The 25,970-nt window shown below is 69.0% G+C and carries 19 protein-coding genes and 1 rRNA gene; 10 read left to right on the plus strand and 10 right to left on the minus strand.

What is annotated here, in order from left to right; translation table 11 throughout:
• The first annotated feature begins 65 nt into the window (after positions 1-65).
• On the plus strand, positions 66-1,766 hold the full coding sequence (locus ACTWJ8_RS26240) for an acyl-CoA mutase large subunit family protein (RefSeq protein WP_356373899.1): 1,701 nt from the start codon (positions 66-68) through the stop codon (positions 1,764-1,766).
• A gap of 453 nt (positions 1,767-2,219) precedes the next feature.
• Entirely contained in the window at positions 2,220-3,302 is a 1,083-nt protein-coding gene (locus ACTWJ8_RS26245) for an alpha/beta fold hydrolase (RefSeq protein ID WP_443260417.1), read from the plus strand.
• Positions 3,303-3,317: 15 nt separating this feature from the next.
• Here the strand turns inward: ACTWJ8_RS26245 and ACTWJ8_RS26250 are convergent, their stop codons facing one another.
• A complete protein-coding gene (locus ACTWJ8_RS26250) occupies positions 3,318-3,971 on the minus strand; it encodes a TetR/AcrR family transcriptional regulator (RefSeq protein WP_356373897.1) in 654 nt (217 codons plus the stop codon).
• 329 nt (positions 3,972-4,300) lie between these two features.
• Between ACTWJ8_RS26250 and ACTWJ8_RS26255 the strand changes: the two genes are divergently transcribed.
• The 4 genes from ACTWJ8_RS26255 (at position 4,301) to ACTWJ8_RS26270 (ending at position 8,493) form a co-directional block, all read left to right on the plus strand.
• Positions 4,301-5,272: a tetratricopeptide repeat protein gene (locus ACTWJ8_RS26255; protein ID WP_443260418.1), complete on the plus strand. Its 972-nt coding sequence runs from the start codon at positions 4,301-4,303 to the stop codon at positions 5,270-5,272.
• 645 nt (positions 5,273-5,917) lie between these two features.
• The gene (locus ACTWJ8_RS26260) at positions 5,918-6,535 is read left to right on the plus strand and encodes a DUF6230 family protein (RefSeq protein WP_356373895.1); all 618 of its coding nucleotides are present in this window, start codon (positions 5,918-5,920) and stop codon (positions 6,533-6,535) included.
• 151 nt (positions 6,536-6,686) lie between these two features.
• Positions 6,687-7,250 carry a DUF6114 domain-containing protein gene (locus tag ACTWJ8_RS26265; protein WP_356373894.1) on the plus strand — a complete coding sequence of 188 codons (564 nt, stop codon included), beginning with the start codon at positions 6,687-6,689 and terminating at the stop codon, positions 7,248-7,250.
• Between the two features lie 106 nt (positions 7,251-7,356).
• Positions 7,357-8,493 carry a hypothetical protein gene (locus tag ACTWJ8_RS26270; protein WP_443260419.1) on the plus strand — a complete coding sequence of 379 codons (1,137 nt, stop codon included), beginning with the start codon at positions 7,357-7,359 and terminating at the stop codon, positions 8,491-8,493.
• A 93-nt stretch (positions 8,494-8,586) separates the two neighbouring features.
• Here ACTWJ8_RS26270 and pyk read toward each other — a convergent pair whose 3' ends face one another.
• The 3 genes from pyk to pta form a co-directional block, all read right to left on the minus strand.
• A complete protein-coding gene (gene pyk, locus ACTWJ8_RS26275; RefSeq protein ID WP_356373892.1) occupies positions 8,587-10,017 on the minus strand; it encodes a pyruvate kinase in 1,431 nt (476 codons plus the stop codon).
• 74 nt (positions 10,018-10,091) lie between these two features.
• The gene (locus ACTWJ8_RS26280) at positions 10,092-11,306 is read right to left on the minus strand and encodes an acetate kinase (protein ID WP_356373891.1); all 1,215 of its coding nucleotides are present in this window, start codon (positions 11,304-11,306) and stop codon (positions 10,092-10,094) included.
• A 24-nt stretch (positions 11,307-11,330) separates the two neighbouring features.
• The gene (pta, locus tag ACTWJ8_RS26285) at positions 11,331-13,406 is read right to left on the minus strand and encodes a phosphate acetyltransferase (RefSeq protein WP_356373890.1); all 2,076 of its coding nucleotides are present in this window, start codon (positions 13,404-13,406) and stop codon (positions 11,331-11,333) included.
• A gap of 308 nt (positions 13,407-13,714) precedes the next feature.
• Between pta and ACTWJ8_RS26290 the strand changes: the two genes are divergently transcribed.
• Positions 13,715-14,740 carry an ATP-dependent 6-phosphofructokinase gene (locus tag ACTWJ8_RS26290; RefSeq protein WP_356373889.1) on the plus strand — a complete coding sequence of 342 codons (1,026 nt, stop codon included), beginning with the start codon at positions 13,715-13,717 and terminating at the stop codon, positions 14,738-14,740.
• 10 nt (positions 14,741-14,750) lie between these two features.
• Here the strand turns inward: ACTWJ8_RS26290 and ACTWJ8_RS26295 are convergent, their stop codons facing one another.
• The 4 genes from ACTWJ8_RS26295 to ACTWJ8_RS26310 all read right to left on the minus strand — a co-directional run bounded on the left by ACTWJ8_RS26295 (position 14,751) and on the right by ACTWJ8_RS26310 (position 18,592).
• Positions 14,751-15,458: a helix-turn-helix domain-containing protein gene (locus ACTWJ8_RS26295; RefSeq protein WP_443260420.1), complete on the minus strand. Its 708-nt coding sequence runs from the start codon at positions 15,456-15,458 to the stop codon at positions 14,751-14,753.
• Between the two features lie 39 nt (positions 15,459-15,497).
• Positions 15,498-16,322, minus strand: coding sequence for a carbohydrate ABC transporter permease (locus tag ACTWJ8_RS26300; protein ID WP_356373887.1), 825 nt, complete (start codon positions 16,320-16,322; stop codon positions 15,498-15,500).
• 1 nt (position 16,323) lies between these two features.
• The gene (locus tag ACTWJ8_RS26305) at positions 16,324-17,133 is read right to left on the minus strand and encodes a carbohydrate ABC transporter permease (RefSeq protein ID WP_356375843.1); all 810 of its coding nucleotides are present in this window, start codon (positions 17,131-17,133) and stop codon (positions 16,324-16,326) included.
• 91 nt (positions 17,134-17,224) lie between these two features.
• A complete protein-coding gene (locus ACTWJ8_RS26310; RefSeq protein WP_356373886.1) occupies positions 17,225-18,592 on the minus strand; it encodes an ABC transporter substrate-binding protein in 1,368 nt (455 codons plus the stop codon).
• A 171-nt stretch (positions 18,593-18,763) separates the two neighbouring features.
• Between ACTWJ8_RS26310 and ACTWJ8_RS26315 the strand changes: the two genes are divergently transcribed.
• Complete coding sequence (locus tag ACTWJ8_RS26315; protein ID WP_443260421.1) at positions 18,764-19,804, plus strand: YncE family protein; 1,041 nt, start codon at positions 18,764-18,766, stop codon at positions 19,802-19,804.
• 4 nt (positions 19,805-19,808) lie between these two features.
• Here ACTWJ8_RS26315 and ACTWJ8_RS26320 read toward each other — a convergent pair whose 3' ends face one another.
• The gene (locus ACTWJ8_RS26320) at positions 19,809-20,495 is read right to left on the minus strand and encodes a response regulator (RefSeq protein ID WP_356373884.1); all 687 of its coding nucleotides are present in this window, start codon (positions 20,493-20,495) and stop codon (positions 19,809-19,811) included.
• Complete coding sequence (locus tag ACTWJ8_RS26325) at positions 20,488-22,125, minus strand: ATP-binding protein (RefSeq protein WP_443260422.1); 1,638 nt, start codon at positions 22,123-22,125, stop codon at positions 20,488-20,490. Before ACTWJ8_RS26325 ends, ACTWJ8_RS26320 begins: the two co-directional genes overlap by 8 nt.
• Before the next feature lie 143 nt (positions 22,126-22,268).
• On the opposite strand from ACTWJ8_RS26325, the gene ACTWJ8_RS26330 reads away from it, so the two are divergent.
• Both ACTWJ8_RS26330 and ACTWJ8_RS26335 read left to right on the plus strand, forming a co-directional pair.
• The gene (locus ACTWJ8_RS26330; protein ID WP_443260423.1) at positions 22,269-23,654 is read left to right on the plus strand and encodes a cation:dicarboxylate symporter family transporter; all 1,386 of its coding nucleotides are present in this window, start codon (positions 22,269-22,271) and stop codon (positions 23,652-23,654) included.
• A gap of 567 nt (positions 23,655-24,221) precedes the next feature.
• A 16S ribosomal RNA gene (locus ACTWJ8_RS26335) occupies positions 24,222-25,747 on the plus strand.
• The last annotated feature ends 223 nt before the right edge of the window (positions 25,748-25,970 follow it).

Below are 25,970 nucleotides of genomic sequence, written 5' to 3' on the forward strand. Positions count from 1 at the left end.
CGATTCCGGTGATCGGTCGCCGTGGCCCATCGACATTTAGTAGGACGTCCAAGTAAATTTGAAGCATGGACGCTGACGCGATCGAGGAAGGCCGCCGCCGCTGGCAGGCCCGTTACGACAAGGCCCGCAAGCGCGACGCGGACTTCACCACGCTCTCCGGGGACGAGGTCGACCCCGTCTACGGGCCGCGGCCCGGCGACACGTACGAGGGCTTCGAGCGGATCGGGTGGCCCGGCGAGTACCCGTTCACGCGCGGCCTGTACCCGACCGGGTACCGGGGCCGTACGTGGACGATCCGCCAGTTCGCCGGGTTCGGCAACGCCGAGCAGACCAACGAGCGCTACAAGATGATCCTCCGCAACGGCGGCGGCGGGCTCTCGGTGGCCTTCGACATGCCCACGCTGATGGGCCGGGACTCCGACGACCCGCGCTCGCTCGGCGAGGTCGGGCACTGCGGCGTCGCCATCGACTCGGCGGCCGACATGGAGGTCCTGTTCAAGGACATTCCGCTCGGCGACGTCACGACGTCGATGACGATCAGCGGCCCGGCGGTCCCGGTCTTCTGCATGTACCTGGTGGCGGCGGAGCGGCAGGGCGTCGACCCGGCGGTCCTGAACGGCACGCTCCAGACCGACATCTTCAAGGAGTACATCGCGCAGAAGGAGTGGCTCTTCCAGCCCGAGCCCCATCTGCGCCTCATCGGCGACCTGATGGAGCACTGCGCCACCTCCATCCCCGCGTACAAGCCGCTGTCGGTCTCCGGCTACCACATCCGCGAGGCGGGCTCGACGGCCGCGCAGGAACTCGCGTACACGCTGGCGGACGGCTTCGGATACGTGGAGCTGGGCCTGTCGCGCGGCCTGGACGTGGACGTCTTCGCGCCGGGCCTCTCCTTCTTCTTCGACGCCCACGTGGACTTCTTCGAGGAGATCGCCAAGTTCCGCGCGGCGCGCAGGATCTGGGCCCGCTGGATGCGCGACGTGTACGGAGCGCAGAGCGAGAAGGCGCAGTGGCTGCGCTTCCACACGCAGACGGCGGGCGTCTCGCTGACGGCGCAGCAGCCGTACAACAACGTCGTGAGGACGGCGGTGGAAGCACTCGCGGCGGTCCTCGGCGGCACCAACTCCCTCCACACGAACGCGTTGGACGAGACCCTCGCCCTCCCGAGCGAGCAGGCGGCCGAGATCGCCCTTCGCACGCAGCAGGTGCTGATGGAGGAGACCGGTGTCGGCAACGTCGCGGACCCGCTGGGCGGTTCCTGGTACGTCGAGCAGTTGACTGACCGCATCGAGGCCGACGCCGAGAAGATCTTCGACCAGATCAAGGAGCGGGGGCTGCGCGCGCATCCGGACGGACAGCACCCGATCGGGCCGATCACGTCCGGGATCCTGCGCGGGATCGAGGACGGGTGGTTCACGGGCGAGATCGCCGAGTCGGCCTTCCGGTACCAGCAGGCGCTGGAGAAGGGCGACAAGAAGGTCGTCGGCGTCAACGTCTCGGAGGAGTCCGTCACCGGCGACCTCGAGATCCTCCGCGTCAGCCACGAGGTCGAGCGGGAGCAGGTCCGGGTCCTGGCCGACCGCAAGTCGCGGCGTGACGAGGGGGCGGTGCGGGGGGCGCTCGACGCGATGCTCGCCGCGGCGCGGTCCGGGGGGAACATGATCGCGCCGATGCTGGACGCGGTGCGGGCGGAGGCGACCTTGGGCGAAATCTGCGGGGCGCTCCGCGATGAGTGGGGCGTCTACACGGAGCCGCCCGGCTTCTGACCGTGACCACGACGGGACCCCCACGTCCGGGGCGCGCTGCACCGGGGTGCCTGTGCTTTGCGGTGGTCGACGCCTGACGCGGGTTCGGCCTGCGCCGGGGGCCGCCTTGCCCACCCTGCCGCCCTGGGGGTCCCCCCGGACGGAGTCTGGGGGAGGCAGATTGCCCAAGTCGGTGACGGCTAGCCGTAGCCGTTACGGCTGCCCGTGGCGGGGCGGCGGAGTCAGTGGGCCCGGGAACGGGATGCCTGGCAGGGCGGCGCGGGCAGGTACTTCAAGCCCCTGCGGCGTTTGAGCAGCGGGGTCCGGGGCGGAGCCCCGAGGCGTAGGGACGGACGGCCGGCAGGGGCGGAGCTCGAGGCGTCAACGCCGGGGAGCCGGGGTGACAGGTGTCACCGGTGATCTTGGGGGTAGGCGCGGGCACGCCATGTGTCCGTGCCCAACGAGGAGTCACCCGTGTTCAAGCGCCCCAGGATCACCACCACCCTCGCCCTCCTCGGCGGCATCGCCATCGGCGGAGCCGCCGCCGGCGCCGGCGCCGTGAGCGCGAGCTCCCCCGCCGAACCGAAGGTGCAGAACCGCTTCGACTCCCTCGGCGCCGACGTCCACGCCGCCGACCTGTCCTCCGGCCGCACCGCGCACTACACGGACTCCGGCCCGGCCGACGGCACCCCCGTGCTCTACATCGGCGGCACCGGCACCAGCGCCCGCGCCGTCCACATGACCGACTTCATGCGCACCACCAGACAGAACCTGGACCTCCGCATGATCACGGTCGAGCGCAACGGCTTCGGCGACACCGACTACGACCCGAAGCTCGGCAAGGCCGACTACGCCAAGGACGCCCTCGAGGTCCTGGACAAGCTGGGCGTGAAGAAGTTCAAGGTGATCGCGATATCCGGCGGCGGCCCGTACGCCGCCGAGATCGCGGCCGAGGCCCCGGACCGGATCAGCGCCCTGCACCTCGCCGCCGCCCTCCCGCCGTACGGCGAGAAGCCCTCCTACTGCGCCCTGACGGACGATCAGCTCGCGGCCGCCGTCAAGGACGAGATCAAGGACCCGCGCAAGTGGTGGGCCTTCCCCGACGACAGCCCCGTCAAGTCGATCCCCGGCTTCGCCGACACCGCGTACGAGGAGGGCGCCCGCACGTACAACCAGCGCGGCCAGCAGGCCGATCCGGCTCCGCAGGTGCACGAGCAGCGGCTGTACTGCGACCGCCCCGGCCCGGACCTGTCGCAGCTGAGGGCGCCGGTCTTCCTGTACCACGGCGACAAGGACACGACCGTGCCGGCGAGCACCCTGAAGGCCTGGCGCGACAACCTCCCGAAGTCGGCGCAGGTGACCACCCGCACGTACGCCGACACCGGGCACGACGTCCAGTACCGCCACTGGGACCAGATCCTGCTCGACCTGGCGGGCCGCTCCGACCGCACGGTGGTCTGCCACGACGACCGCACCCGCGCCCTCCCGGCGACGGAGGCCGACGCCCTGGTGGCCAAGAAGCGCGCCACCCTGGGCAGTTGCGCCTGGAACAAGTGACGGACGAGTGACCTGCTAGTCGGCCGACGCCGCCGCGAGGCCGCCGAGCAGCAGCGCCGTGAACCGGCGGACCCACTCCGCGTCCGCCGGCTCCGCGCTGACCAGCGTGCGGTGCACGACCGCCCCCGCCGCCACGTCGTAGATGAGGTCCGCCGTGGCCGCGGCGGCGGCCGGGTCGGGGGAGGCCGGGAGTTCGCCGCGGCGCTCGGCGCGGGCGCGCCCCTCCAGGACGAGCCGCTTCTGGCGGTCGACGATGGACGTCCTGATCCGGTCCCGCAGCGGAGCGTCCCGCGTGGACTCCGCCACCACGGCCATCAGCGCCGTCTTGGTCTCCGGCCGGTCAAGGATCGCCGCGAACTGCCGCACCACGCCTTCCACATCGGCCGCGAGCGACCCCCGGTCGGGCAGTTCCAGCTCGTCGAAGAGGACCGCGACCGCGTCCACGACGAGCTCGCTCTTGCCGGGCCACCGCCGGTACAGCGTCGTCTTCGCGACGCCCGCGCGCGTGGCCACGTCCCCGAGCGTCAGCTTCGACCAGCCGAGCTCCACGAGCGCCGCCCTGGTCGCCTCCAGGATCGCCTCGTCCGCCGCCGCGGAACGCGGACGCCCCGTCCGAACGTTGGAGGGGGAGGACGGGTTGGGCGAGGGAGACGGCGTGCGGCTCTGCATGGTCGTCGACCATACCGGCGGGTACGGCCGAAAGATCGCGTGAGGCAGATCACCGGCCGTTCACCGGGGCCCTGTTTCCGTGCCCGGTCCACGGCAGTTACGCTACGAGTCGTAGCGAAAGCTACTCGATCTCGTACGACCGTCTCGGATCTGCACCCCGAGCGGCCCGGACGAGCGGCAACCACACAAGGTGCCGGGTGGGGACCCGGCGCCGAACCCACATCGGGCCGAGTCCGCTCCGTGCCCCCATATGCGTCTCGCATTCCGGCGGAGGGCGCACGGGGCAGGACCCGGCCCACAACTGTCCGCGGAAGGGGGAGACTGTACGCATGCAGCCACGGAACATGTCCATGAGCGGAGTCGTCGATCTCGCCGCGGTGAAGGCGGCCCAGGAGGCCAAGGCGAAGGCCGAGCAGGCCCGCGCCGAGCAGGCCCGGCAGGGCGGCGGCGGCGCCGTACCGCCGTCGAGCCTGGTCATCGACGTCAGTGAGGCGGACTTCGAGCGCGCCGTGCTTCAGCGCTCCACCGAGGTGCCCGTCGTCATCGACTTCTGGGCCGAGTGGTGCGAGCCCTGCAAGCAGCTCAGCCCGCTGCTCGAGCGGCTCGCCGCCGAGTACAGCGGCCGCTTCGTGCTCGCCAAGATCGACGTCGATGCCAACCAGATGCTGATGCAGCAGTTCGGGGTCCAGGGGATCCCGGCCGTCTTCGCCGTCGTGGCGGGACAGGCGCTGCCGCTCTTCCAGGGCGCGGCCCCCGAGTCCCAGATCCGCGGCACCCTCGACCAGTTGGTCCAGGTCGCGGAGGAGCGCTTCGGGCTCACCGGCATCGCGGTCGACCCGGAGGCGGAGGGCGCGGCCCCGGCCGCCCAGGAGGCGCCCGCGGGCCCGTACGACGCCCTCCTGGAGGCCGCCGTGCAGGCGCTGGACGCCGGTGACCTCGACGGCGCCGTGCAGGCGTACAAGAACGTCCTGTCGGACGACCCGGGCAACACGGAGGCCAAGCTCGGCCTCGGCCAGGCGCAGCTCCTCCAGCGCGTGCAGGGCCTCGACCCGCAGCAGGTCCGCAAGGACGCCGCGGAGAAGCCCGGCGACGTACAGGCGCAGATCGCGGCGGCCGACCTCGATCTGGTCGGCGGTCACGTCGAGGACGCCTTCGGGCGGCTCGTCGAGACCGTGGGCCGCACGGCGGGCGAGGACCGCGATGCGGCACGCGTGCGACTGCTCGAACTGTTCGAGGTCGTGGGCTCGGACGACCCGCGCGTGACGACTGCGCGTACGGCTCTGGCCCGAGTTCTCTTCTGAGCCTTCAGTGACCAGTTGTTAAACACTGCGGCTTGTGATGCCGGAGTGAAAATTTCGTCTGCGGAAGCCCACAGCGGCCGCGTTTTACCAAAACTTGGTAATCGCGGCCGCTGTTACTTGGAGTAAGTCGGGCGCGATCTTCTGTCCGGTTCCGTCCTGTATTCAACCTGTTTAAAAACTCTGTTGACTGCACCCTCAGTTGTTGTTCGGTCTCCGTCCGCATGTGTTCGGTTACCCGTCCGTTACCCGCGAGTAACGAACCCCCTTGTGTCAGCGGCTCGAATGCACCACGATCGGGCACGCTCGGTCCTCTCCCCACCGTCCGACAGCCAATCGTGCGGCGGGGTTTTTGGGTCCCCACCGGGCGGTCGACGGCGAACCAAGGGGAGCGCCGGCGGTCTAGGACAGGGGGGTCTCAGCCGTCCGGCTGGGCCTGTCCGGCAGGTTGCGCGTGATGGCTCAGGTGCGACCAGTGGTTGTCGCTCGGGGGTGATCGCCGGTGATCAGGGTGCAGTACAGACCAGGCACTCCCGATGCGGGCGCTCTCCTTCCCGAGGACGTAGCACTTCTCCCATCCCTGCCCGGCTGAGCCGCCTTTCGGGGCAGTCAGGGCCGGAGATGTACGTCCGAGAAGGAGGAACAGTCATGAAGTCCGTGACTCGTGGCGGAACCAGATGGAAGCGGTTCGCCGTAGTCATGGTGCCGAGCGTCGCGGCGACTGCCGCGATAGGCGTGGCCCTGTCCCAGGGCGCGCTCGCGGCATCGTTCAGTGTGTCGGGTCAGTCGTTCAAGGTGACGGCGGACTCCCTCGACGGCAAGGGCTTTGTCCAGTACGGAGCCATTGACTCCGGCAAGACGGGCAACCACCCGGTCGCCGTCGTCGGCATGAAGTCGGCCCAGATCACCAACCTCTGCCAGTCGGTGGTTGTCCCGGTCCCGGTCTTCGGCGACGTGTCGATGAAGCTCGGTGCCGGTGCCGCGGGCGGTCCGCGGGTCGAGGCCAAGACCCTGTACATCGACGCCGATGACCTGAAGGCCGACGCGACCTTCAACAACATCGACATCGGTGTGGCGGCGGGTGACGCCAAGAAGGGCCCCGGTATCCACCAGGGCGACAAGGCGGACCCGAACTCGTTCGCCCAGCAGGCGGACTCGGTGCACTTCGAGAACGTCAAGCAGCGTGCGTGGGCCACCACGGCCGGCACCTTCAAGCTCTCGGGCCTCAAGATGAGTGTTCAGAAGGGCAAGCACGAGTGCTACTAGGCCCACAGGGCCCGAGCACGGGCCGGGGTCTTGGCACTTGATGCGCTGAACGGCCGGGCGCGGGGGCACTCGCACTGACAGGGTCCCCGTGCCCGTTTCCGGACAGCCACCATCACCACAGATCAACGCCTTTCCCGAGGAGCTGTACGACATGAGCGCCGAAGCGCACGCAGGACTGGGCCCCAAGCTTGGTCAGATGCGCCAATCGTTCCGAGGGTGGCGCGGTCAGCGCCCGTTCTGGGGCGGTCTGCTGTCAATCCTCGGCGGCCTCCCGATCATGTACTTCCCGTACGCGAACCTCACGCTCGGCAATATGACGATCAAGATGGCGACCACGGCCGGTGCCGGTTCGCTCATCATCGGCATCCTGCTGGTCGTGCTCGGCCTGACGATGTGGTTCCAGCCGCACTCCCGTGTGTTCGCGGGTGTCGCGGCGATTCTTCTCGCCCTGGTCTCCCTCGTGGTCTCGAACTTCGGCGGCTTCGTCATCGGTTTCCTGCTGTCGCTCGTCGGCGGTGGCCTCGGCATCGCGTGGGCTCCGGGTGAGCAGCAGGAGGACTCGGCCAGGAAGGGCGGTGACGACGCCACGTCCACGGACGGGGCACCGGTCGTGCCGCCGATCGCGGGAGCCACCTATCAGGTCGCGGGCGTAAACGACGACGTGTCAGGGACGAGCCCGAACAACGGGACGAACGGGAGGCACCGTGCCGGCTGACGAGGTGCACCACGAGGGCTCTTCTGAGCCCCGTGCGAGAACCGGGCCGCGGCATGCGGCGCGGCGGCATGCGGCACCGAAGAAGCATCTGTTCACCAAGATGCACATGCCCGCGGGCAAGGCGGTGGCACTCGCGGCCATGCCCACGGCCGTGCTGATGGGGCTCGGCCTGACGCCGACGCTCGCGTCGGCGAAGGACAACCCGACCAAGTTCTCCGTGGACGACTACAAGGCGTGCGCCGACGCCATCGAGTCGAACAAGAAGGACGACGGGGCCGACAAGGACAAGGCGGAGGAGTCGGCCAAGCCGACGCCGTCGCCGTCCGCGTCGGAGTCCAAGGACAGCGCCGACGAAAAGGCCGCGAAGAAGGAGGAGGCCACCCCGACTCCTTCGCCGTCCGCCTCCGAGTCGAAGCAGTCCGACGACGGGTCGGACGACTCGGCCACGCCGTCGCCCTCGGCCTCTGAGACGAAGAACCCGCTGGACCCGCTGGGCGTCGGCGACGCCCTCAAGAAGGCGTTCACGCCCGACGACCAGGAGTCCGAGAGCGCGACTCCGACCCCGTCGGCGTCGACGTCCTCGAAGGAGTCCGGCGGTCTGCTCGGCGGCACCACCGACAAGGTGGGCGACACCGTCAAGGACACGACCGACACGGTCAAGGACACCACCGACAAGGTCAAGGACACGACCGACAAGGTGGGCGAGGCGGCCAAGGACGCCACCAAGAACGTCGGCGATCCGCAGGGCTCCGGCGACGTGCCGGAGAACTGCCCCGCCGCCACGGACGCCTCGGGCGCGGACGAGGACACCCCCTCGCAGCTCCCGGACAAGTCCTGGCGCCTCGAGGCCAGCTCGCTCCTGCTCAAGGGCGCGGACTACAAGGGCCTGGTGGATGTGCGGATGGCCGACGGGTCGACCAAGCGCGTCATGAAGTACATCATCTCGAAGGGCACGGACATCGGTGATCTGCACCAGATCGCCCCGGGCCCGAACGGGAAGTTCTTCCACATCCGCGCGGACAAGGGCTCCACGTCCACCATCCGCGGCGGGCAGACGACGATGTACACGGAGGAGCTCTCGGGCAATCTGTTCGGGCTCATCCCCATGACGTTCAACGCGAAGAACCCGCCGCCGCTCAACCTGCCGACGCTGTTCTTCACGAACGTCAAGGTCACGCAGGCCTCGCAGTTCGGCGGGAACCTGCACGTGCCCGGCCTGCACACCACGGTCGAGGACAGCTGACCGTAGCCACGAGGCCCGTTCGGGAGCCGCACACGACAAAGGGCGCCCCCCTCTCAGGGGGCGCCCTTTGTCATGCCGTCGGGCGGGCGGGCGTCAGGCGCGCTCGCCGCCGCCCAGGTGGTGCACCCGGACCATGTTGGTGGTGCCGGGGACGCCGGGGGGCGAGCCGGCCGTCATGACCACGGTGTCGCCGTCGTTGAAGCGGTTGAGCTTCACCAGCTCGGCGTCGACCAGGTCGACCATCGCGTCCGTGGACTCCACGTGCGGGACGACGTGCGCCTCGACGCCCCAGCTCAGCGAGAGCTGGTTGCGGGTCTCCTCGTCCGTGGTGAACGCGAGGATCGGCTGGGCGGCGCGGTAGCGGGAGAGGCGGCGGGCCGTGTCACCGGACTTGGTGAACGCGACGAGCGCCTTGCCGTCGAGGAAGTCCGCGATCTCGCACGCGGCGCGGGCCACCGAACCACCCTGCGTACGCGGCTTCTTGCCGGGCACGAGCGGCTGGAGGCCCTTGGAGAGCAGCTCCTCCTCGGCCGCGGAGACGATCTTCGACATCGTCTTGACGGTCTCGATCGGGTACGCGCCCACGGAGGACTCGGCGGACAGCATGACCGCGTCGGCGCCGTCCAGGATCGCGTTCGCGACGTCGGAGGCCTCGGCGCGCGTCGGGCGCGAGTTGGTGATCATCGACTCCATCATCTGGGTCGCGACGATCACCGGCTTGGCGTTGCGGCGGCACATCTCCACGAGGCGCTTCTGCACCATCGGGACCTTCTCGAGCGGGTACTCGACGGCCAGGTCGCCGCGGGCGACCATGACGCCGTCGAAGGCCGCGACGACGCCCTCCATGTTGGCGACGGCCTGCGGCTTCTCGACCTTGGCGACGACGGGGACCCGGCGGCCCTCCTCGTCCATGATCTTGTGGACGTCCTTGACGTCGTTCGCGTCCCGCACGAAGGAGAGGGCGACCAGGTCGCAGCCCATCTTCAGGGCGAAGCGGAGGTCCTCGATGTCCTTCTCGGAGAGGGCGGGTACGTTCACGGCCGCGCCGGGCAGGTTGATGCCCTTGTGGTCGGAGATGACACCGCCCTCGACGACCATCGTCTTCACGCGCGGCCCGTCGACCTCGACGACGCGCAGCTCGACGTTGCCGTCGTTGATCAGGACCTGGTCGCCCTTGGAGACGTCGCCCGGCAGCCCCTTGTACGTGGTGCCGCAGATCGACTTGTCGCCGGGGACGTCCTCGGTGGTGATGGTGAACTCGTCACCGCGCACCAGCTCGACGGGGCCCTCGGCGAAGGTCTCCAGGCGGATCTTGGGGCCCTGGAGGTCGGCGAGCACACCCACGGCGCGGCCCGTCTTCTTGGCGGCGGCGCGCACCCGGTCGTAGCGACCCTGGTGCTCGGCGTGGGTGCCGTGGCTGAAGTTGAAGCGGGCCACGTTCATGCCGGCCTCGATCAGCGAGACGAGCTGCTCTTCGGAGTCGACGGCGGGGCCCAGCGTGCAGACGATTTTGGAACGGCGCATGGGGGCGATCCTATCGGTTTGTTTCGCTACGGAATATTCCGTCTGGTGGAATCTACAAATGGGCGGACGGGCGCTCAGTCGTTGCGGTTCTGGACCAGGGCGTAGGTCTGCTGCGCGATCTCCAGCTCCTCGTCGGTCGGCACCACGGCCACGGCCACCCGGGCGTACTCGGGGGAGATCAGCCGCGGCTCGTCGGAACGTACGGAATTCAGCGCGCCGTCGACCGCGAGCCCCAGCTCCTCCAGGCCCGCGACGGCAGCCTCGCGCACCGGCGCCGCGTTCTCGCCGACCCCCGCCGTGAACGCGATCGCGTCCACCCGGCCGAGCACGGCGTAGTAGGCGCCGATGTACTTCTTCAGGCGGTGCACGTAGATGTCGAAGGCGAGCCTCGCAGCCTCGTCGCCCTCGTCGATGCGGCGGCGGATCTCGCGCATGTCGTTGTCGCCGCACAGGCCGATGAGGCCGCTCTTCTTGTTCAGCAGATCGTCGATCTCGTCCGCGGACATCTTGCCCACGCGCATCAGATGGAAGATGACGGCCGGGTCGACGTCTCCCGAACGCGTACCCATCACGAGCCCCTCAAGCGGGGTGAGGCCCATCGACGTCTCCACGCACTGCCCGGCGCGCACCGCCGACGCGGAGGCGCCGTTGCCCAGGTGCAGCACGATCACGTTGACGTCCTCGGGCTTCTTGCCGAGGAGCGCGGCCGTCTTGCGCGAGACGTACGCGTGCGACGTGCCGTGGAAGCCGTAGCGGCGCACCCGGTGCTCGTCGGCGGTCTTCACGTCGATGGCGTAGCGCGCAGCCGACTCCGGCATCGTCGTGTGGAACGCCGTGTCGAAGACCGCGACCTGCGGCAGGTCCGGGCGCAGCGCCTGGGCCGTGCGGATGCCGGTCAGGTTCGCCGGGTTGTGCAGCGGCGCGACCGGGATGAGCCGCTCCACCTCCTTGAGCACCGCGTCGTCGATGACGGTCGGCTGCGTGAACAGCTTCCCGCCGTGCACCACCCGGTGGCCGATCGCGGCCAGCTCGGGGGAGTCCAGGCCGAGACCGTCCTCGGTCAGCTCGGCCGCGACCGCCTTGAGGGCCTCTTCGTGGTCGGCGATCGGCCGGTTCTGCTCGCGCGCGGCGCCGCCCGTGGCGAGCGGCGTGTGCTTGAGCCGGGAGGTCTCCTCACCGATCCGCTCGACGATGCCCACGGCGAGCCGCGCGTGGTCCCGCATGTCGAGGAGCTGGTACTTCACCGACGAGGAGCCGGAGTTGAGGACGAGGATGCGCGTCGGGGTCACGGGTACTGCTTTCGGTGGTGGGGGTCAGTTGGCGGGCGTCTGGGCCTGGATCGCCGTGATGACGACCGTGTTCACGATGTCCTGCACGAGCGCGCCGCGCGACAGGTCGTTGACCGGCTTGCGCAGGCCCTGGAGGACCGGTCCTACGGCGATGGCGCCGGCCGAGCGCTGCACGGCCTTGTACGTGTTGTTGCCGGTGTTGAGGTCGGGGAAGATCAGCACGCTGGCCTGGCCCGCGACCTCGGAGTCGGGCAGCTTGGTGGCCGCGACGGACGGCTCGACCGCGGCGTCGTACTGGATCGGCCCCTCGATCTTCAGGTCGGGCCGCGCCGCCTTCACGATCTCGGTGGCCTCGCGGACCTTGTCGACGTCGGCGCCGGAGCCGGAGGTGCCGGTGGAGTACGACAGCATCGCGATCCGCGGGTCGACGCCGAACCGCGCGGCGGTGCCGGCGGACTGGGTGGCGATGTCGGCGAGCTGCTGGGCGTTCGGGTCCGGGTTCACGGCGCAGTCGCCGTAGACGAGGACCTTGTCGGCCAGGCACATGAAGAAGACGGACGAGACGATCGCGGCGTCCGGCTTGGTCTTGATGATCTCGAAGGCGGGCCGGATCGTCGCCGCCGTGGAGTGCACGGAGCCGGAGACCATGCCGTCGGCCAGGCCCTCCTGGACCATCAGCGTGCCGAAGTAGTTCACGTCCGCGACCACGTCGTGGGCCAGCTCGGGAGTGACGCCCTTGTGGGCGCGCAGCCCCGCGTACGTGTCGGCGAACCGTTCCCGCAGCGGCGAGGTCTGCGGGTCGATGATGTCGCTGTCGGCGAGATCGACGCCGAGGTCGGCCGCCTTCTTGCGGATCTGCTCGACCGGCCCGAGCAGCGTCAGATCGCAGACACCGCGGCGCAGCAGCACGTCGGCGGCGCGCAGCACGCGCTCCTCCGTGCCCTCGGGCAGCACGACGCGCCGCTTGTCCGAGCGGGCCTGCTCCAGGAGCTTGTGCTCGAACATCATCGGGGTCACGCGGTCGGAGGACGGCGCCTGGATGGTGCGCAGCAGGCCCGCCGTGTCGACGTGCTTCTCGAAGACGCCGAGCGCGGTCTCCGCCTTGCGCGGCGTCGCGGCGTTCAGCTTGCCTTCCATGGCGAAGAGTTCGGCCGCCGTCGGGAAGGAGCCGCCGGTCACCGCGATCACCGGGGTGCCGGGCGCGAGCCGCTCCGCGAGCTTGAGGATCGCCTCGCCGGGCCGCTCGTTCAGGGTGAGGATGACGCCCGCGATCGGCGGGGTGCCGGCGCTGTGCGCCGCGAGCGCGCCGACGACGAGGTCCGCGCGGTCCCCGGGCGTGACGACCATGCAGCCGGGCGTCAGGGCGTTGAGGAAGTTCGGCAGCATGGCGCCGCCGAAGACGAAGTCGAGGGCGTCGCGGGCCAGGCCCGAGTCGTCGCCGAGCAGCACCTTGCCGCCCAGCGCGTGGGTGATCTGGGCGACGGTCGGCGCGGCGAGCGCGGGCTCGTCCGGCAGCACGTAACAGGGCACGGGCAGCCGGTTGGCGAGCTTGTCCGCGATCTCCTCGCGGTCCGCCGGGGCCACCCGGTTGACGACCATCGCGAGGACGTCGCAGCCGAGGCCGTCGTACGCGCGGTACGCGTTGCGGGCCTCGGCGCGCACGGACTCCTCGGTCTGCTTCTTGCCGCCGACGACCGGGATCACGGAGGCGCCGAACTCGTTCGCGAGCCGCGCGTTCAGCGCCAGCTCGTCCGGGAGCTGGGTGTCGGCGAAGTCGGTGCCGAGCACCAGGACGACGTCGTAGTCGCGGGCCACGTGGTGGAACCGGTCGACGAGCCGGGAGACCAGCTCGTCGGTGCCCTGCTCGGCCTGGATGGCGGAGGCCTCGTGGTAGTCGAGGCCGTACACCGTCGCGGGGTCCTGCGACAGGCGGTAGCGCGCCCGCAGCAGGTCGAAGAGCCGGTCGGGGCCGTCGTGGACGAGCGGTCGGAAGACCCCCACCCGGTCGACCTGACGGGTCAGGAGCTCCATGACCCCCAGCTCCACGACCTGGCGGCCGTCGCCGCGGTCGATCCCGGTCACGTACACGCTGCGCGTCACGCGTGCTCTCCGTTTCCCTCGTGTCCTGCGCGTCTTGTTCTACGCGTCCCAACCCGGCTTTTCCGGGCGTATTCGGTCTCTTTCGGGTCAAAAAAAGGCCCGCAATGGAAGCCGTGCCCTCTTGACAATACCTCCGGCTGTGGCTAGGTCGCCCGCCGGACGGAAGGCCTGTTTCCCTGGGTCCAAGTGCCCAGGGAACCCCTTCCGAAGCTCCCTGCCCAGCCGCGCGCGAGCGCGCCCCCCTCATGGGCGTGGAAGAATCGACAGCGCTCACCGACGTACCAGTAGCGAGCAGGAGACACAGCACGATGCGTATCGGAGTTCTCACCGCAGGCGGCGACTGCCCTGGCCTGAACGCCGTGATCCGGTCGGTCGTGCACCGCGCCGTCACGCACTACGGCGACGAGGTGCTCGGCTTCGAGGACGGCTACGCGGGGCTCCTCGACGGCCGCTACCGACGCCTCGATCTGAACGAGGTCAGCGGCATCCTCGCCCGCGGCGGCACCATCCTCGGCTCCTCCCGACTGGAACGCGACCGGTTCCGCGCGGCCTGCGAGAACGCCAAGCAGCTCGCCGAGGAGATCGGCTTCGACGCCCTCATCCCGATCGGCGGCGAGGGCACGCTCACGGCGGCCCGCATGCTGTCGGACGCGGGCCTTCCGGTGGTCGGCGTGCCGAAGACGATCGACAACGACATCTCCTCCACCGACCGCACCTTCGGCTTCGACACCGCCGTCGGCGTCGCCACCGAGGCCATCGACCGGCTCAAGACGACCGCCGAGTCCCACCAGCGCGTCATGGTCGTCGAGGTCATGGGCCGGCACGCGGGCTGGATCGCCCTGGAGTCCGGCATGGCGGGCGGCGCCCACGGCATCTGCCTGCCCGAGCGGCCCTTCGACCCGGCCGACCTGGTCAAGATGGTCGAGGAGCGGTTCGCCCGCGGCAAGAAGTTCGCCGTCGTCTGCGTCGCCGAGGGTGCCCACCCCGCCGAGGGCACCATGGACTACGGCACCGGCGAGATCGACCAGTTCGGCCACGAGCGCTTCCAGGGCATCGGCACCGCCCTCGCCTACGAGCTGGAGCGCCGCCTCGGCAAGGAGGCGCGGCCCGTCATCCTCGGCCACGTGCAGCGCGGCGGCACCCCCACCGCGTACGACCGCGTGCTCGCCACCCGGTTCGGCTGGCACGCCATGGAGGCCGTGCACCGCGGCGAGTTCGGCAAGATGACCGCCCTGTACGGCACCGACATCACGATGGTGCCGCTCGCCGAGGCGGTCACCGAGCTGAAGACGGTCCCCAAGGACCGGATGGACGAGGCCGAGTCGGTCTTCTAGCCGCCCGCCGCTACGGATGACGGATCCTGGACCAGAACTCGTCCAGGATCCGCTCCAGGAACTCCCGGCCCGCGTCCCCGGCCCCCGGCGACGTGCCGCCGCCCCAGCTGAGCGTCGCGGCCATCAGCGCCTGGTACTCCAGGTGCATCTCGTGCAGCACGTCCTCCAGCTCGCGGCGCTGCACGGGCACGAGCCGGGCGATCGGCCGCACCGAACCCTGCCAGCGGGTCCGCGCCGCGTCCCGCAGCAGCTCCGCGAGGTGCGCGTCCCTGCCGGTCACCGTCGACAGCGCGCGCGGGGAGAGCCGCAGCGTCTCGGCGAGCGCCGCCGCCTGCCGGTCGTTGCCCTGCCACTCGCCCGTCTCCTCGGTGCGCAGATACGAGTGGATCTCCATGCCGACGGCGCGCGCCACGTCCTCGGGCGCGAGCCCGAGCGCGAGCCGGTACTCGCGCAGGGTCCGCGGCGTCCCGATGAGCTCGCTCACCGAACACCACAGCGCACCGGCGAGCGCGGTCAGCTCACCGGACGTCGGCGCCGCGTCGCCGCGCTCCCACGCGACGATGACGTCCGGCGTGATGTGCGCGAGCCCGTACGAGGCGCGCATGCCGTACGCGACGTGCCCCGGCGCCATCCCGAGCGCTTCGCGCAGGCGCCGGGCGGCGGGGGCGTTGAACGGTGGTGTCGGCTGGTTGGGCGTGACCTCGTGCTGCACGGCCACAAAGTAGGGGGTCGCGGGGCGCTTGGCTACAGTCCGCGCTCATCCCTTCACGGCTCCGCCCAGCGCGAAGCCCCCGCCGAAGCGCCGCGACACCAGTACGTACAGCAGCACCACGGGTGTCGAGTAGATGATGGAGAACGCCGCGAGCTGCCCGTACACGACGGTCCCGCGGTTGCCGAAGAAGTCGTTGATGCTCACCGACGCCGGCATCTGGTCGGGGGAGAGCAGCAGCATGAACGGGACGAAGAAGTTCCCCCACATCATCGCGAACGAGTAGACGGTGACGACCGCGACACCCGGCCCCATCAGCGGCAGCACGATCCGCACGAGTCCCTGGAAGGTGCTCGCCCCGTCCGTCCACGCCGCCTCCTCCAGCTCCTTGGGCACGCCGTCCATGAAGTTCTTCATCAGCCAGACGGCGAACGGGAGTTGGGACGCGGCGAAGAAGTAGATCGTGCCGGACAGCGTGTCGATCAGGTTCACCTGCACGAACAGCGCGTACACCGGGACCATCACCGCCGTGATCGGCAGACAGGTCGCGAACAGCGTCGTCGTGAGGAACGGGTTGTTCAGGCGCGAGCGGTACCGGGAGAGCGGATACGCCGCGAGCGCCGCGCAGCCGACCGTGAGGGCCGTCGCGCCGCCGCACAGGATCAGCGAGTTGAGCAGCGGCGTGAACGTGACGTCCGGCTTCAGGACGTCGTCGAAGTTCCCGAACGTGAACCGCTCGGGCCACTTCACCCGCAGATTCGCCCCGGCGTCGACCGACGACAGGACGACCCAGGCGAGCGGCAGCGCGAAGGCGAGCGCGACGACGAGCAGCGCCACGTCCGCCGTCAGTCTTCTCCGGATCCGGGTCCGCACCTCAGACCTCCTCGGTCCGCAGCAGCCGCATGTAGACCAGCGAGAACAGGGAGCCGACGACGAGCAGCAGCAGCGCCACCGCGGTGCCGTAGCCGATCATGCTCTTCTGGAAGGCCTGCTCGTACATGAACAGCGGCAGCGTCTGGCTGTGGTTGCCAGGACCGCCGCGGGTCATCACCCAGATCAGGCCGAAGACCGACAGGGTCTGCAGCGTGTTGAGCATCAGGTTCGTGCCGATGGAGCGGCGGATCATCGGCAGCGTGATGTGCCACAGCCGCTGCCAGGCGTTCGCGCCGTCCACCTCGGCGGACTCGGTGACCTCCGTCGGGATCTCGCCGAGCGCCGCCGAGTAGACGAGCATCGAGAAGGCGGTGCCGCGCCACACGTTCGCGAACGACACGGCGAGGATCGGCAGCGTGAACAGCCAGTTCTGACCGGGCAGTTGGAGCCAGTCGAGGATCGCGTTGAGGGTGCCCTCGCGCCGGAAGAACGCGTACAGGAGAAACCCGGCGACGACCTCGGGCAGCACCCACGCCGTCACCACGACGGCCCCGGTGACGGTGCGGACCGGCTTCGACGCGCGCTGCATCAGCGCCGCGAGCGCGAGGCCCAGCGTGTTCTGCCCGACGATCGACGACAGGAACGTGAAGACCAGCGTCAGCCAGACGGCGTTCAGGAACGCGGGGTCCTTGAACGCCGTCGCGAAGTTGTCGAAGCCGACGAAGGACGACTCCGCCTGCCCGGTCAACTGGAGGTCGGTGAAGGCGATGTAGACGCAGTACGCGATCGGCCCCGCGAGGAAGAGCGCCATGAGGACGGTCGCCGGGGCGATCGGTACGAGCCGGAGGACGGTTCTGCGACGGTTCACGGTGAGCCTGCTGTCTGCCTCGAGTCCCCTTCCGCTACGGCTTCTCGACGACCTTCCCGTCCGTGGCCGCCTTCACCTGCTCGTCGTACGTCGCCGCCGCCTTGTCGACCGACGCGTCCCCGGTCGTCACCGACTCCATGGCCTCCTGGATCGCCGTGGAGACCTTCGGGTACGCGGGGTAGGCGGGCCGGTAGTGGGTGCTCGCCACGAGGTCGGTGAAGAACTTGATGCCGGGCTGCGCCTTCACGTACGCCGGGTCCTCGGCCACGTCCTTGCGGACCGCGATCCCGGAGTTGGCGATGTACCAGCGCTGCGCGTTCTCCTTCGTCTGCATCGTCTTGACGAACTCGAAGGCCAGGTCGGGGTTGGCCGACTTGGCGGGGATCGCCCAGGTCCAGCCGCCGGACATCGAGACCTTGCCGGGCGCCTGCCCTTCTTGCGTCGGCATGTGCGCGAGGCCCAGCTTCTGCGACCACTCGGGCCATTCGTGGCCGCTGCCCTTGATCCAGTCCTGCGGCAGCCAGGAGCCGTCGAGGTTGATGCCGAGCTTCCCCTCGGGCAGCAGCTCGCCGCGCACCTGCGTGGGGAAGTTCGGGTCGAGGGCGTCGGCGGTGTCGGGCCCGAGCTTCTCCTTGTAGACCGTCTCCACGAACTCCAGGCTGTCCCTGAACGCCTTCGAGCCGGTGACCCACTTGCCGCTGCCCTTGTCGTAGAGCGGGTCGGCGGACCCGTCCCCGGTCCCGTACAGGAGCATCTGGAAGCCCTGCATCGTCGAGGCCTCGCCGGCCGGCTTGCCCGTGTAGACGTTCAGCGGGGTGACGCCGGGGACCTTCTTCTTGATGGCGCGGGCGGCGTCCAGGACCTCGTTCCAGTTCTTCGGCTGCCACGGCAGCGCGATCCCGGCCTTCCTCAGGATCGCCTTGTCGTACCAGAGGCCGCGGGTGTCGGTGCCGTCCGGGACGCCGTACGTCTTCCCGTCCCTGGCCTTCGCCGCCGTCTTCGCCGTGTCGATGAACTGGTCCCAGTCCTTCCACTTCCCCAGGTACGAGTCGAGGGGCTTCAGATATCCGCTGGCGATGTCGGAGTTGATGAGGAACGTGTCCTCGTAGACGAGGTCGGGCGCGGTCCTGGGGGAGCGGAGCATCTGCTGGAGCTTCGTGTAGTACTCCGCGTCCGGCGCCTTGATCGGGACGAACTCCACCTTCTTGCCGGGGTGCGCCTTCTCGAACTTCTTCTTCATCGCGGCCAGGTAGTCGTCCATGACCTTGACCTTGTTGTCCGTCGACTGCTTGAAGGAGACCTTGATGGTGTCCGCGTCGCTGCCGGACCCGCCGCCGCAGGCGGTGAGCGTCGCGGCGGCCAGCAGGACGGTGGCGGAGAGGAGCGGGGCGGTGGGACGCACGGGCACGACCTCCTACGGAGCATCGCGGGCTTCGTTGCCTCGCGGGGCTGCCGTGAAGGTATGAGCGGCGGCGATCAGGGTCAATGGGTGGTGCAAGTTAGGTTAGGCTAAGCTAAGTTGGTCTTCGGGTGGCGTCACAACGCCCCCGTCCGCAAAGGAGATTGACGCAGCATGCCTCGAATCACCCCCAGGATCCGCCGTTCCGCCGCCGTCGCCGTGGCCCTCGTCGCGGGCGCCACGCTCGCCCCCGCGGGCACCGCGAGCGCCTCCACCGGCCCCGCCACCGCCACCGCGCCGGTCACCAAAGGCCTCTACCAGTCGGCGTACTCGGAGCGGAACCACGCGCTGTGGACGACGTCGGCCGTGGGCCGTCCCCCGGTGACGACCTCCGCGCTCACCAAGCTCGACCCCGTCACGCTGAAGGTCGAGGCGACGTACACCCCGCCCGTCACCGACGCGACCACCGGGGCCGTCGAGGCCGTCTACGGCATCGCCGTCGACGACGAGCACAACACCGTGTGGGTCACCAACACCCGCGACAACTCCGTCGCCGTCTACAGCCAGCGCGACGGCTCCCACCTCGCCACGCTCCCGAACGTCGCCCACGCCCGCGAGATCGTCGTCGACGAACGGCACGACACGGTGTGGGCCAGCGGCTTCGGCGACGGCAGCGTCGTCGCCTTCGACAGCCGTACGTACAAGGAGAAGAAGCGCGTCACCGTCGACGGCGCGGGCCCCACCGGCCTCACCGTCAATGAACGCACCGGCACCGTCTACGCCGCCGACCTCACGAACGACCAACTCATCGAGGTCACCCGCAAGTCCACGAAGCCCCGCCTCATCCCGACCGGCGACGGCCCCATCTCCGTGACCCTCTCCAAGAACGGCCGCACCGCCTACACCGCCGACAACACCGCGGGCACCGTCTCCGTCGTCGACCTCGACAAGGGCCTCGTCGCCAAAACGATCCCGACCGGCGCCGGCACGCTCTCCGTCAGCGCCGACGACCGCTCCGGCAAGGTCGTCGCGGTCAACCGCACCGACGCGACCGCCACCGTCGTCGACCCGCGCAAGGGCTCCGTGGTCAAAAAGGTGAGCACGGGCGCCAACCCGAACCACGTCGAGGTCGCCCGCGGCACGGCCTACGTCGTCGACAAGTCGGGCACGGGCCCGTCCGGCGAGGACACGCTGACCCGCTTCCGCGTCCGCTGACGGGCTACTTCCAGGTGTAGATCAGCTCCGGCCGGCCCACCTGCCCGTACTGCGGGCTGCGCACGGCCCGGCCGGAGTCCACCAGATGCTCCAGATAGCGCCGGGCCGTGATCCGCGAGATGCCGACCGCCTCCGCCATCGCCGCCGCCGTCATGCCCTCGGGCACCGCGTCCCGCAACGTGGTCGTCACCCGCTCCAGGGTGGGCGCGCTCAGCCCCTTCGGCAGCGCGGCCGGCGCGGGCGACCGCAGCGCCGCGAGCGCCCGGTCCACCTCGTCCTGCCCCGCCGCCTCGCCGGACGTCGCGCGGTACTCGGCGTAGCGCACGAGCCGGTCCCGCAGCGTCGCGAACGTGAACGGCTTCAGCACGTACTGCACGACCCCCAGCGACACGCCCTCCCTGACCACGGCCAGGTCCCGCGCCGACGTCACCGCGACCACGTCCGCCTGATGCCCGGCGGCCCGCAACGAACGGGCGAGCGTGAGCCCGTGCCCGTCCGGCAGATGCAGGTCGAGCAACAGCAGATCCACCGGATTCCGGTCCAGGAACCGCCTGGCCTGCGCCGCGGAATGCACCTTCCCCACCGCCACGAAGCCGGGCACCCGCCCGACGTACAAGGCGTGCGCATCAGCCGCGACCGGGTCGTCCTCGACGACGAGGACCCGGATCCTGTCGCGCTCGACGTCACTCACGGGCACTTCCCTCCACACTCACCGCGGCCCGACGGGCCGAGCCGATCGGGACCCGGACCGTGAACTCCGCCCCGCCTTCCACCGCCCGCTCAAGATCCAGCCCACCCCCGCACCGCGTCAACGCCTGCCGCACCAGCGCAAGCCCCAAGCCACGCCCCCCGGCCCCCGACGGCTTGGTCGACCACCCCCGCTCGAAGACGGAGTCGACATGCTCCGGGTCCACGCCGGGCCCCGTATCGGAAACCCGCAACAACAACACGTCCCCGTCCGCCCGCGCCGTCACCGTCACCCGCGCCCCCGGCGACCCCTGCGCCGCGTCCACCGCATTGTCGACGAGGTTCCCCAGCACCGTCACCAGGTCCCGCGCCGACAGCGCCTGCGGCAGCAACCCGTCGTCGATCCGCGTGTCCGCCGACACCACCAGCTCCACCCCGTGCTCATTGGCCTGCGCCGCCTTCCCCAGCAGCAGCGCGGCCAGCACCGGCTCGTTCACCGCCCCCACGACCTGATCGGTCAACGCCTGCGCCAGCTCCAGCTCCGCCGTCGCGAACTCCACCGCCTCGTCCGACCGGCCCAGCTCGATCAGCGAGACGACCGTGTGCAACCGGTTCGCCGCCTCGTGCGCCTGCGACCTGAGCGCCCGCGTGAACCCCCGCTCCGAGTCCAGCTCACCCATCACCGCCTGCAACTCCGTGTGATCCCTGAGCGTGACCACCGTGCCCCGCCGATCCCCGCTCGCCACCGGCGACGTATTGACGACGACCACCCGGTCGACCGTCAGATGCACCTCGTCGACGCGCGGCTCCGCCGCCAGCAACGCCCCCGTCAACGGCGCGGGCAGCCCGAGCTCGGCGACCGACCGCCCCACGACCTCGCCCTCCACACCGAGCAGCACCCGCGCCCCGTCGTTGATCAACGCGACCCGCCGCTGCCCGTCCAGCATCACCAGACCCTCGCGCACCGCGTGCAACGCCGCCTGGTGATACGCGTGCATCCGGCTCAGCTCGGTCGCGTTCATCCCGTGCGTATGCCGCCGCAGCCGCGCGTTGATGACGTACGTACCGATCCCGCCGAGCACCAGCGCCGCCAGCGCCACCCCGGCCACGGCGAGCACCTGACCCTGCGCCTGGGCCGTGATCTCGTCGATCGTGATCCCCGCACTGACCAGCCCGACGACCCGATGCCGCCCCTCGTCGTACACCGGCGTGACCACCCGCACCGAAGGACCCAGCGTCCCCGTGTACGTCTCCGAGAACGTACGCCCCTTCAACGCGGGCCCGATGTGCCCGAGGTAGCGCTCCCCGATCCGCCGCTCGTCCGGATGCGTCCACCGGATCCCGTCCGGATCCATGATCGTCACGAAGTCCACGCCCGTGTGCCGCTGCACCTCACGCGCGTACGGCTGCAACCGCCCGGTCGGATCGACCGCACCCGACGCCGCCTCCCGCACCGACGCCGCATCCGCGACCGACCGCGCCACGGCCGTCGCCTGCCGCCGCGCACTGCCCTCCGCCTGCCCCCGGTCACTGACGTACGTGAACAGCGCACACCCCGCCACCACGACGGCCACCAGCACGACCTGCATCGCGAAGAGCTGGCCCGCGAGGCTGCGGGGACGGGGGATACGCATGCGGGCCAGTCTGCCTCTTCGTATAAGCGCGAACTAAATGAACGGAAGGGTGACGGTGCTCACCGGGGGGAGAGATAGTCGCCAGGATTCGCAGGACGTGAGCCGCACGACCTGGTACGCCGACGTCGTCGTCAGGAGGAACCGTGGCCGACACAGAGACCACAGGGCCAGCAGCACCAGCGAAGCGGGACCGCACCCACTATCTCTACATCGCCGTGATCGTGGCGGTGCTGCTCGGCATCGCCGTCGGCTTCATCGCACCCGACTTCGCCAAGGAGCTCAAGCCCATCGGCACGGGCTTCGTGAACCTGATCAAGATGATGATCTCGCCCATCATCTTCTGCACGATCGTCCTGGGCGTCGGCTCCGTCCGGAAGGCCGCCAAGATCGGCAAGGTCGGCGGCCTCGCCCTCGGCTACTTCATCGTGATGTCGGTCGTGGCCCTCGCCATCGGCCTGCTCGTCGGCAACTTCCTGCACCCCGGTGACGGCATGCACCTCACCGAAGCGGTGAAGGGCGCCGGCCACACCGCCGCCGAAGAGGCCAACGAAGGCCCCGTCGACTTCATCCTCGGCATCATCCCGACCACCATGGTCTCCGCCTTCACCGGCGACTCCGTCCTCCAGACGCTGCTCGTCGCCCTGCTCGTCGGCTTCGCCCTCCAGGCCATGGGCCGCTCCGGCGAGCCCGTCCTGCGCGGCGTCGAGCACATCCAGAAGCTCGTCTTCCGGGTCCTCGGCATGATCATGTGGGCCGCCCCGGTCGGCGCCTTCGGCGCGATGGCCGCCGTCATCGGCGAAACCGGCCTTGACGCCCTCAAGGCCCTGCTCACGATCATGGTCGGCTTCTACGTCACGTGCGCCCTGTTCGTCGGCATCGTGCTGGCCGCGATCCTCCGCCTGGCCACGGGCTTCAACGTCTTCTCGCTCCTGAAGTACCTCGGCCGCGAGTTCCTGCTGATCCTCTCGACGTCCTCGTCGGAGTCGGCCCTGCCGCGCCTCATCGCCAAGATGGAGCACCTCGGCGTCTCCCGCCCGGTCGTCGGCATCACCGTCCCGACCGGCTACTCCTTCAACCTCGACGGCACCATGATCTACCTGACCATGGCGTCCCTCTTCATCTCCGACGCCATGGACCAGCCGATGTCCGTCGGCCAGCAGATCGGTCTGCTCCTCTTCATGATGATCGCGTCGAAGGGCGCCGCCGGCGTCTCCGGCTCCGGCATCGCCGTCCTCGCCTCCGGCCTCCAGTCCCACAAGCCGGCCCTGGTCGACGGCGTCGGCCTGATCATCGGCATCGACCGCTTCATGAGCGAGGCCCGCGCCCTCACCAACTTCGCGGGCAACGCCGTCGCCACGCTGCTCATCGGTACGTGGACCGGTGAGGTCGACCGGGACCGCGTGAAGCGCGTCCTCGCCGGCGACCTCCCCTTCGACGAGCGCACGCTCCTCGACTCCGCCACCGACGACTCCGACGGGGACGTCCCGACGCCGCGCGACGGCGGCACGAAGGAGCCGGTCGGAGCCTGAGCCTCCACCACCCTCCACCGGGCGGGGTCCGATGCGCACAGCCGCATCGGACCCCGCTTTTGTGTCGCTGGGGCGGGTGGCGTAGAGTCCTGCGAGTTGCCTTCACCGGCGACACCCCCCCCAACCAACAGCACGATCTCCCACCGGGATTGTTTTCGGCTGCCCGAATTCAATTCCAAAACCCCGATTAGCTTCGGGGCGGGAAATCCGCTAAAGTCTGGGACGTCGGAACGGCCCAACAGCCGCGAAGACAAAACCCCCGCCGACCGGGAATCGGGCCCGAAAGAGTCTGATAGAGTCGGAAACGCAAAACAGCAAGACCGAAGGGAAGCGCCCGGAGGAAAGCCCGAGAGGGTGAGTACGAAGGAAGCGTCCGTTCCTTGAGAACTCAACAGCGTGCCAAAAATCAACGCCAGATATGTTGATACCCCGTCTCCAGCATCCGCTGGGACGAGGTTCCTTTGAAAAGTCCTTCTTCGGAAGGCACACAGCGAGGACGCTGTGAACGGTCGGATTATTCCTCCGACTGTTCCGCTCTCGTGGTGTCACCCCGATTACGGGGAAACATTCACGGAGAGTTTGATCCTGGCTCAGGACGAACGCTGGCGGCGTGCTTAACACATGCAAGTCGAACGATGAAGCCCTTCGGGGTGGATTAGTGGCGAACGGGTGAGTAACACGTGGGCAATCTGCCCTGCACTCTGGGACAAGCCCTGGAAACGGGGTCTAATACCGGATGACACTCCTTCAGGCATCTGGAGGGGTTGAAAGCTCCGGCGGTGCAGGATGAGCCCGCGGCCTATCAGCTTGTTGGTGAGGTAGTGGCTCACCAAGGCGACGACGGGTAGCCGGCCTGAGAGGGCGACCGGCCGCACTGGGACTGAGACACGGCCCAGACTCCTACGGGAGGCAGCAGTGGGGAATATTGCACAATGGGCGCAAGCCTGATGCAGCGACGCCGCGTGAGGGATGACGGCCTTCGGGTTGTAAACCTCTTTCAGCAGGGAAGAAGCGAAAGTGACGGTACCTGCAGAAGAAGCGCCGGCTAACTACGTGCCAGCAGCCGCGGTAATACGTAGGGCGCAAGCGTTGTCCGGAATTATTGGGCGTAAAGAGCTCGTAGGCGGCTTGTCGCGTCGGTTGTGAAAGCCCGGGGCTTAACCCCGGGTCTGCAGTCGATACGGGCAGGCTAGAGTTCGGTAGGGGAGATCGGAATTCCTGGTGTAGCGGTGAAATGCGCAGATATCAGGAGGAACACCGGTGGCGAAGGCGGATCTCTGGGCCGATACTGACGCTGAGGAGCGAAAGCGTGGGGAGCGAACAGGATTAGATACCCTGGTAGTCCACGCCGTAAACGGTGGGCACTAGGTGTGGGCAACATTCCACGTTGTCCGTGCCGCAGCTAACGCATTAAGTGCCCCGCCTGGGGAGTACGGCCGCAAGGCTAAAACTCAAAGGAATTGACGGGGGCCCGCACAAGCAGCGGAGCATGTGGCTTAATTCGACGCAACGCGAAGAACCTTACCAAGGCTTGACATACACCGGAAAACCCTGGAGACAGGGTCCCCCTTGTGGTCGGTGTACAGGTGGTGCATGGCTGTCGTCAGCTCGTGTCGTGAGATGTTGGGTTAAGTCCCGCAACGAGCGCAACCCTTGTTCTGTGTTGCCAGCATGCCCTTCGGGGTGATGGGGACTCACAGGAGACCGCCGGGGTCAACTCGGAGGAAGGTGGGGACGACGTCAAGTCATCATGCCCCTTATGTCTTGGGCTGCACACGTGCTACAATGGCCGATACAATGAGCTGCGATACCGCAAGGTGGAGCGAATCTCAAAAAGTCGGTCTCAGTTCGGATTGGGGTCTGCAACTCGACCCCATGAAGTTGGAGTTGCTAGTAATCGCAGATCAGCATTGCTGCGGTGAATACGTTCCCGGGCCTTGTACACACCGCCCGTCACGTCACGAAAGTCGGTAACACCCGAAGCCGGTGGCCCAACCCCTTGTGGGAGGGAGCTGTCGAAGGTGGGACTGGCGATTGGGACGAAGTCGTAACAAGGTAGCCGTACCGGAAGGTGCGGCTGGATCACCTCCTTTCTAAGGAGCACTTCTAAGCCAAGCTTGCTTGGTTCAGAGGCCAGCATGCGAGCGAACGTCTCGCACTGGTTGCTCATGGGTGGAACGTTGATTATTCGGCACGCTCAGGATGAGGGCTGTTAGTACTGCTTCGGCGTGGAACGCAGATCGTCAACTGGGCGTGTTGGGCACGTTGTTGGGTGTCTGAGGGTACGGCCGCGAGGTCGCCTTCAGTGCCGGCCCC

The sequence above is a fragment of the Streptomyces sp. SDT5-1 genome, assembly GCF_052245995.1.
Taxonomy (GTDB): Bacteria; Actinomycetota; Actinomycetes; order Streptomycetales; family Streptomycetaceae; genus Streptomyces.